Annotated in this window: 1 protein-coding gene; it reads left to right on the top strand. The window is 71.7% G+C overall.

Going from position 1 to position 1,556, the window contains the following annotated elements; genetic code table 11:
- Nucleotides 1-492 precede the first annotated feature (492 nt).
- Entirely contained in the window at nucleotides 493-1,416 is a 924-nt protein-coding gene (locus NBX02_RS06165; protein WP_250290376.1) for a TerB family tellurite resistance protein, read from the top strand.
- Nucleotides 1,417-1,556 lie beyond the last annotated feature (140 nt).

Genomic DNA, 1,556 nt, shown 5'->3' with positions numbered 1-1,556 from the left:
GACCTGTGCGAGTGGCCGTGGATGGGATCCGCACTCCTTGGCCGGCGCACTGGGAAGTGTCAGCCGGGCAGCGCGAATCCCGTCCGCGGCCGGCTGGACGGGTCACGATGTGGCGTGGGCAGGGCCCGCCGGATGCCGGCATGTATCTACCAATAGTAACGATCATGGGACGCGAGGTTGCGTGTCGTGAAGTGGACAGGACGGCGTGGGGCGGGCCCCGACGGGCCGTCCGGACGTTGAATTCATCGTCAATATGATCTAGATCATGCATCACCGCAGGTCAGGGTGTTGCTACGGAGCTTGGTTGAAAAATTTCAAGTAACCGGCCGCAACAACACAAACCTCTTTCAGTTACAACCCTTGCGCCGCCGCATTCATCGGCGGTCTGCTGCCGATGGGCAACCACCCTGGGCAGGTGGATGATGGCATCGGGTCAGCGGCAACTCCTCCGTAATGCCGCTGGCAGCGGGAAGGCGTCATCAGGGGGTCGACATGCCCGTTCCCACGGATGTCCGGCTGAACGTCCGGATCCTGCTCGACACCGGCGGCTACCTGGTCGCGCACTATCGGTCCGACGTGTCCGCCTACCTCCTGCCCGGCGGTGACGTCGAGCCCGCCGAAGGGATCGCCTCGGCGGCGGCCCGCTACGTCCACGCCCTGACCGGCTCGCCGGCCGTCCCGACCGAGTTCGTCGGCTGTGTCGAGCACCACGGGCCGGACGCGAAGCACACGGTCACCGCGCTGTTCGCCGCCGACCTGCCCGCCGGTGCCGCCGCCCCGGCCACCCACGCGGGCGCCGCGCTCGTCCCGCTGGCCCTGGAGGACTTCGACGAACGGTCGCTGACACCCGCCGCCGTCTCGGTCGCGGTGGACCGCTGGCTGGAGGACCGCTGGCCGGTGTGGCAGGGGCTGCCGGTACACGAGCCCGACGCGTGGTGGAACCATCTCAGCCAGTCCGTGCACGTGCTGCGGGCCCAGCTGCACGCCCGGCGGCACGAGCTCGACGACGCCGCGTTCCGGGACGCCGCGGTCGCCATCTGCGCGCTCGTCGCCGCCGCCGACGGCACGATCGACGCGCGGGAGCGGGACGCCATGGCGCACATCGTCGCCACCGACCGGACGCTCAGCGCCTTCCCGCCCAAGGAACTCGTCCACCTGTTCGACACCCATGTGGACGCGCTGCGCGCGGACGCCGCCGCCGGCCGGGCCGCGGCGCTGCGCGAGATCGCCAAGGTGCGGGGCAGCCGGTCGCGGGCAAGATCGGTCGTGCAGTTCGGCGCGGTGATCGGGCGCTCGGACGGCACGTTCGACCCCGCCGAGCGGGCCGTCGTCCAGGAGGCGATGGACGTCCTCGGGCTCGACCCGTCCTCGCTGGCGGTGCAGCGGGTCCAACGGGTCAGGAGCACCCGCGGATAGGTCGCCTGGCCACCGCCGCGGGAGCCGGCGGCCAGGCCGAGGCCGGGGCCCGACAACAGGGCCGCGGGGCCACGCCGGGCGCCGCCCGGTGCCTCGCCCGGCACCACCAGCCGCCGCCGGCACACCGACAGCCTGCCGGG

The organism is Protofrankia sp. CiP1_Cm_nod1 (assembly GCF_920888515.1).
Classification (GTDB): Bacteria; Actinomycetota; Actinomycetes; order Frankiales; family Frankiaceae; genus Protofrankia.
This window is presented reverse-complemented; position numbering and strand designations above follow the sequence as displayed.